Annotated in this window: 9 protein-coding genes and 2 pseudogenes; 10 read left to right on the plus strand and 1 reads right to left on the minus strand. The window is 60.3% G+C overall.

Translation table 11 applies throughout. The features are described from left to right. The first annotated feature begins 51 nt into the window (after positions 1–51). The 7 genes and pseudogenes from AC1DD7_RS23915 (at position 52) to AC1DD7_RS23945 (ending at position 5030) form a co-directional block, all read left to right on the plus strand. Positions 52–456, plus strand: coding sequence for a carboxymuconolactone decarboxylase family protein (locus AC1DD7_RS23915; protein ID WP_442003615.1), 405 nt, complete (start codon positions 52–54; stop codon positions 454–456). Between the two features lie 159 nt (positions 457–615). Next, positions 616–1614 (plus strand): helix-turn-helix domain-containing protein, encoded by a 999-nt coding sequence (locus AC1DD7_RS23920; protein ID WP_442003614.1) that lies wholly within the window; start codon positions 616–618, stop codon positions 1612–1614. A 128-nt stretch (positions 1615–1742) separates the two neighbouring features. Further along, complete coding sequence (locus AC1DD7_RS23925; RefSeq protein ID WP_442003613.1) at positions 1743–2657, plus strand: alpha/beta hydrolase; 915 nt, start codon at positions 1743–1745, stop codon at positions 2655–2657. A 13-nt stretch (positions 2658–2670) separates the two neighbouring features. Beyond that, entirely contained in the window at positions 2671–3693 is a 1023-nt protein-coding gene (locus tag AC1DD7_RS23930) for a VOC family protein (protein ID WP_442003612.1), read from the plus strand. A gap of 101 nt (positions 3694–3794) precedes the next feature. Further along, positions 3795–4334, plus strand: a pseudogene (locus AC1DD7_RS23935) (MBL fold metallo-hydrolase); the annotation flags it as partial. A gap of 128 nt (positions 4335–4462) precedes the next feature. Next, complete coding sequence (locus AC1DD7_RS23940; protein ID WP_477516854.1) at positions 4463–4663, plus strand: hypothetical protein; 201 nt, start codon at positions 4463–4465, stop codon at positions 4661–4663. A gap of 148 nt (positions 4664–4811) precedes the next feature. Further along, positions 4812–5030 (plus strand): hypothetical protein, encoded by a 219-nt coding sequence (locus AC1DD7_RS23945; protein ID WP_442005908.1) that lies wholly within the window; start codon positions 4812–4814, stop codon positions 5028–5030. A gap of 124 nt (positions 5031–5154) precedes the next feature. Here the strand turns inward: AC1DD7_RS23945 and AC1DD7_RS23950 are convergent. Next, positions 5155–5470, minus strand: a pseudogene (locus AC1DD7_RS23950) (winged helix-turn-helix domain-containing protein); the annotation flags it as partial. Here AC1DD7_RS23950 and AC1DD7_RS23955 point away from each other — a divergent pair. The 3 genes from AC1DD7_RS23955 to AC1DD7_RS23965 all read left to right on the plus strand — a co-directional run. Further along, the gene (locus tag AC1DD7_RS23955; protein WP_442005907.1) at positions 5403–5615 is read left to right on the plus strand and encodes a type II toxin-antitoxin system RelE family toxin; all 213 of its coding nucleotides are present in this window, start codon (positions 5403–5405) and stop codon (positions 5613–5615) included. The pseudogene AC1DD7_RS23950 and the gene AC1DD7_RS23955 sit on opposite strands and share 68 nt — an antisense overlap. Before the next feature lie 232 nt (positions 5616–5847). Continuing rightward, a complete protein-coding gene (locus AC1DD7_RS23960; protein ID WP_442019231.1) occupies positions 5848–5979 on the plus strand; it encodes a hypothetical protein in 132 nt (43 codons plus the stop codon). Between the two features lie 283 nt (positions 5980–6262). Beyond that, on the plus strand, positions 6263–6378 hold a 116-nt coding region (locus AC1DD7_RS23965; RefSeq protein WP_477516853.1), incomplete at its 3' end, for a TMEM175 family protein.

Genomic DNA, 6378 nt, shown 5'->3' on the forward strand with positions numbered 1-6378 from the left:
AGCAGTTTTCTGGCATGCGGACGTACAGACGACAGGGCAAGGAAACAGAAATTGACGAACTTCGACGCAACCCAGACCGCTGCCACATCAGGCCTCGCCCTGAGAGAAAAAGTGATGGGGAAAGAACATGTCCAAAAGTCTCTTGAGGAAGCAAGTGACTTCTCGCGGGCCATTCAGGAACTCGTTACAGATTTTGCTTGGGGAAGGATCTGGACCAGAACGGGTTTGGATCTGCGAACGCGCAGCATGCTGAATCTCGCCATGTTGACTGCCCTGAACCGAAACCAGGAACTCGCCGGGCACGTCCGCGGAGCACTCAACAACGGTGTCACCGAAAAGGAGATACAAGAAGTCTTGATTCAGGCAATGGTCTACTGCGGGGCTCCAGCCGCCTTGGAGTCATTCCGTGTTGCCGAACGGACCATCATCCAATACAACGCCGAGAACAACGGCTGAGAACCACTGGACGCGGGCCGTGCCAAAGCCATTCGTCTCCCATCTCTAACGTGATTCGACCCCGTGACCCCACCAGTCACTCGTGCGTTACCTATTCTCGTTGGACGGTTGTGAGACTGCCTCAGTTGTATCGAGCTTTGAAAAAGGAAGGGAATCGGCATGACTGTCATTGAAGACATTCCGCAGCGATTGCTGCCTGCCCCTGGTGCAGATGGCTACTGGGATCTCACTGAGGTTGATGCATCCAAAAGGGAGGCCACTTTTGAAGAGTTCTTATCGACCGCACTTGTAGACATGGCAGTGCGTATCGACGCAACCTGGACGGCAGCGTCGTTTCAGTCCTGGGCCCGCCGCCGCTGGATCCAGGATCTTGCCCTTGTTGAGGCTGGCTGTGATCCCTGCCAAGGCATGCGAGGAAAGCGCCGGGCCGCTCGGGCAGCGGACCCATACCTCGGTGTAACGGTCCTGCGCGAAGGGAGCGAAACGCTGGTTGTGGGCGACGCAACGTTCGACATGCGCCCAGGCGATGCTGTTGTGTGGCGCAGCGACCAGCCGATCCGGTTTCAGGTCCACTCACCACAAATCAAACAGACACTTATTATCCCGCTGATCGCACTGGAGGAAACGAGTGGCGGGAACTTCCTGTTCCGACCGCTACTCCTTGACCGCACAGCACCGGCCACTGAGTTGTTTACCGGGTACCTCGCGTTGCTGGCGCGGACGCTTGACCGGCTGAGCGCCTCCGAAATGCGCGCGGCACGCAGTGCGGCCTTGGAGCTGTTAATTCCGGCGGCCCGCCACCACGTCACTGCGGAAAACGGAGGAGCAACTGAGCCGCCAATTGCCCTGATGAAGGACTGGATCGAGCAGCGCCTTCGGTCGGGGGACATCACAGCCCTTTCGATCGCTGCCGCTCACGGGATGTCGGTTCGCGGAGTGTATAGGGTCTTTGAGGAGGCCGGCGAGACTGTCGGAGCGTTCGTGCGAGCACGACGGTTGGCTAGGGCGCGTCGGGATCTCGCCGCTGGAGCCGGTTCAATCGCGGATATCGCGGTACGTTGGGGCTTTTCCGATCCCAGCCACTTCGCTCGTGCCTTCCGCGCAGAGTACGGCTGCGCGCCCCGGGATTACCGGACCTCCGCCGCGACATTATCCTGACGTGCTGATTTTCGATTTAAGGTTCTGGCACAGATAGGCCAGAACCTGGCACGCAAATGCAGGAAGTCGACCTTCGCCGCCAGTGAAGATGTATTCACCAAGCCGTAACAAATCAAGGAGGAATTTCTGTGGCCCGTGAAGACATCGAGTTCACCGCACAAGGTGCGACAATGCGTGGCTGGTTCTACCCCGCCGACGACTCCAGCGGTGAGGCGCCGTGCGTGGTCCTGTCGCACGGATTCTCAGCAGTCAAAGAGATGTGGCTCGACCACTACGCCGAGGTGTTCCAGGCGGCCGGGTTGAGCTGCCTGGTCTACGACCACCCCGGATTCGGGGCCAGTGACCCGTTGCCGGGTACGCCACGTCAGGAGATCGACCCGTGGCAGCAGATCCGCTGCACCCAGCACGCGATCACCTACGCCCAATCCCGTCCCGATGTCAATGCCGACCACATCGGCCTCTGGGGAACCAGCTACAGCGCTTCGCACGCCTTCGTCGTCGCCGCGACCGATCACCGGGTCAAAGCCGTCGTCACCCAGGTCCCAGCCATCTCAGGCACCGCATCGTTCACCAGCCAGATCCGCATCGACCACTGGGCACCGACCGACGCCGCGTTCGCCGGCGAACGACTCGCCCGGATGAGCGGCGCCGCACCGACGATGATGCCCGTCGTCACTGAAGACCCCGCCGGGCACGCCGCGCTGGGACACCGCGACTCCTACGAATGGTTCACCACCCACGCCGACCGGGCCCCGTCCTGGCGCAACGAACTCACCGTGCAGTCCGTCGAGTTCGTGCGTGGCTACGACGTCGAGTCGTGGATCCCCGCGATCTCGCCCACCCCGCTGCTGATGATCGTTGCACCTCACGACCGGGTAACCGACGGCCAGATCGCTCTCGCGGCCTACGAAACAGCCTTGCAGCCCAAGAAGCTGGTCCCGATCCCAGGAGGCCACTTCGACTCCTACACCGGACCCAACTTCGACACCACTTCCCAAGCCGCCCGGGACTGGTTCCTCGAACACCTCCCCACCGGGCACTGAAAGGCCACGAATCATGTCCCAGACAACGACGTCACCCGGACCCACCGCCCTCGAGTTCGTCCACCTCGAACTCGTCCACCACAACCCGGTCGCCGCCTACGAGTTCCTCCGCGACAGCCTCGGTGCCGAGCGAGTTGAGAAAGAGATCGCCGACTACATCTCGAATACCTTCGGGGTCGTCGGCGAGCACGTCAAGGTCGGAAACATCGTGTTCCAGATCTTCACCCCCGGACCCAACCTTCCGACCTGGCACACCCAACTCCACGAACACGGACCAAGCGTCCACAACGTCACCTTCTTCGTCAACGACGTCGAGACCGTCAAACAACGGATGCTCGGCAAGGGTGCCACCGAGATCATCGACACTCACGTGCCCTTCGACGAGATCGGCCTCGGCGACGGACCCTCCCGCCTCCTCGTCATGGATGCACGAGAACAAACCGGCCTCCGATTCGAACTATGCCCTAACGTCCCCGGCTGGAACCCCTATCCAGGACGAACCGACACCACACCACCAACCAACACCGACCAACCCACCGCCCAGGCCCTCCTCCATCTCGAGATCGTTCATCCCGACCCGGAAGCGGTCTTTGAGTTCCTCAGCGATTGCCTTGGGGCGGAGCGGGTGGAAAAGGAGATCTCCGAGAATCTGGAGAAGGCATTCGGATTCGGACCTATCCTTCATGCCAAGGTCGGAAACATTGTTTTTCAGATCCTGAAACCTCCGCCAACTATCTTGGGCCAGCCCACCTCGTGGTACGAGGAGCTCGAGGAGCGCGGCCCTGGCGTTCATAACGTGACGTTCTATGTGGACGATGTGGAAGCGGTCAAACAGCGAATGGTCGGCATGGGAGCCACCGCACTCATCGATATGGACGTGCCGTTCCACGAATTCGGCATGGGAGAGGCGCCCACCCGCTTGTTGGTGATGGACGCCCGAGAGCAGACAGGCCTACGGTTCGAGATGGTCCAACCGATTGATGGTTGGACTCCCTATCCGGAGGCATCCGAGCGTCTGGGTATCAGCAATAAGTAGAAACGAGTTGCGACATTCAGCCACCCGACGGAACTGCGGTTCCGTCGGGTGGCTGAGAGATCCAGATGATAGCCAGCCTCGGTTCTTCCAAAAGGAGAAAAATGATCACGCAGCTACCTCAAAGCGAAGACGAGAGCTTGAAGTATGCCGTTCTCGTCGACCGTCGCCCCTCTCTTACCCGAGACCTCCCGTATGGGCCTGCCGATCTTCAGTGGGTAACGAATACGTCAACCCTGCTCTACGGCTCCCGTGACGCGATCTTGATCGATACCTTCACGACGGCGGCACAAAACGAGAGGCTGGTCGAGTGGGTCGCCTCTTTCGACCGCAACTTGGTTCGAATTTACTCCACCCATGGGCATGGGGATCACTTCTTCGGCATCGGACAGTTGCTCCGCCGGTATAGGGAAGCCACTGCAGTCGCAACCTCCGGAACGGTCCGGGAGGCTAGGAAGCATGCCTCGCCTGCAATGCTGACGGAATTCTGGGGCATGCTGTTCCCCGGTGAGATCCCGTCTCCGCTGCAACTGCCCACTGTTATCGATTCGCCGGTCCTGGAGCTTCATGGCCATGAACTCCAAATCATTCCAACGGGTTTCACAGACACCGAAGACACCACGGCCGTATGGGTACCTAGTCTGGGTTTGCTCGTCGCGGTGACGTTGTTTATAACCACACGCACCCGTACCTCGCGGAGACTACTCCCTTATCGCGGGACAATTGGCGATCTGCACTTGAGCAACTGTCCAGACTCGGCGCCAGGGCTGTGGTGGCAGGGCATAAACACAGCGACTACCCGGATGACCCGGACGATATCGCAGAAACGTTGTCCTACCTTGAAGATTTTGACGTGTTGCGCGAAGCCACCACAACCTCCGCCGAGCTATATGCCGCCATCCTCGAAAAGCATCCAAACCGCGCTAATCCTGGCTCCGCGTGGGCGGCAGCAAAGGCGGCTCACGCCGCCTAGCGCGTTGAGCACTCCTGCACACGAGCGGCGGACTTTCGTCCATAATTGAGCATCGTAGGACTCCCCCTGTGGTGAACACCAGATTGTTCAAGGAATTCTTAGTGAATAACGTTTTGGCAAAAGCGCAGGTAGTCAACGAGGACGGGGCTTGGGCCAGGTTCCTGCCCGGCTTGCCCTGGCAGCCGAGGAGACGACGTCGGAAGAAGCGACCATTGATCTAATCGCCGCTCTTCGTGAATACGCCGAAGACTGGGAGGACCACCTCCGCAGGGCGCCGAATCATCAGGGCAACTGGGCCCTAGTGCAACTGATTCACTCCGCCACTAATGAGGAACTGGACGCTTGGCTGACCGGTAGCAAGAAGTGAGCCAAAACCTTACATGACGGGCGAATTCTTCGGACTCGTATCTCACGGCCAGTGGACCGGGCCGAGTACGGTCCTTCCCCTCTGGGGCGAAATTTGAGGAATCAACTCGAATCAAGCCCGCATGTCAGTTGCCCTGAGCCAGCGGCGCGAACCGGTACCCAACGCCGCGCGCGGTCTCGAGCCAGCGCGGGTTCTGGCTGCCGTCGCCAAGCTTCTTGCGCAAATTGCCCGTATGCACCTCAACGGCGCGTTCATCCGCATCGCTGACGTAACTGTCGACGTCGTAGGTCATTTCGCAGACGCCGCGCCAGATCTGCCTTGGTCCGCACAATCCTGCCGGTCGTAAGGAGGGCAAGCAGGAGGTCGAATTCAGTGCGTGTCATCCTCAGTTCATTCCCGTTCAGGACTGCCGTACGGGATCCGGCCGAAACGGCAAGGCCGCCCGATGCCAAGCAACTCACAGGCAGCAACGGCGATAAGCGCGTCCGCACCGGTGACTATCGGATCATCCACGAGATCCAGGACGCACAACTCGTCGTCCTTGTCCTTGCCATGGGCCAGCGCCGAGACATCTACCAGCACTAACGCCGGCAGCCCCTGGCGCTTCATGTCAGCCTGACGAGTCACCACCATCTAACTGGGCGCCCATGGCGGGCTGACGGCGAAACAGGATTCCATAAGAGTTCCGGAAACTGGTGCGTCAGTGGGCCGACGGTGAGGGAAACCATCGGCCGAGCTGATAACGCGGCTTCGTCACGCCACCACATAGCAACCTTGCTGGCAGAGCGCGACTCCCGCTCTACATGCTTTCATCGGCATGGCCCTTAGCGTCGGATATCTGGACTTTGATGCCGCGGCCTTGAAGGATGCCCGGCCATGCCAACTCACGCAGTCGATTGCCGCTTGGATCTACGAGGCGATGCCCCTCGACAGCGTTGCCTTCGAATAAGGGTGCCTTCCACCTGCTCGGCCTGAACTGGACGAGCGAATGGCAGCAGAGGGACCGGTGTCAGGGTCGGCGGCGAAGGCGTCGTCCGGGACCGTGACGCTGCCCCTTTCACGCTGACGCCCTCCCCTGCTTGCGTCTTGGGTTGCCGCGGCCACGCCACCTACCGGGTGTACTCTAGCCACCGGGTGCGTGTCGCCCTACAGTGCAGACCTTCAGAGGAGCCGACTATGGCTGATGACAGGGTGGCCCGAAAGCAGTGCCACGTGCGACGGGACCGGGTCCTGTGAACAAGAACCGGCTCGAGGCGTTCAGTGACGGCGTGCTGGCCATCATCATCACCATCATGGTCCTGGAGCTGCACACCCCGGAAACGCCAACATGGGAGGGCGTGGCCGCAGT

It is taken from the genome of Paenarthrobacter sp. 10L412 (assembly GCF_056395565.1).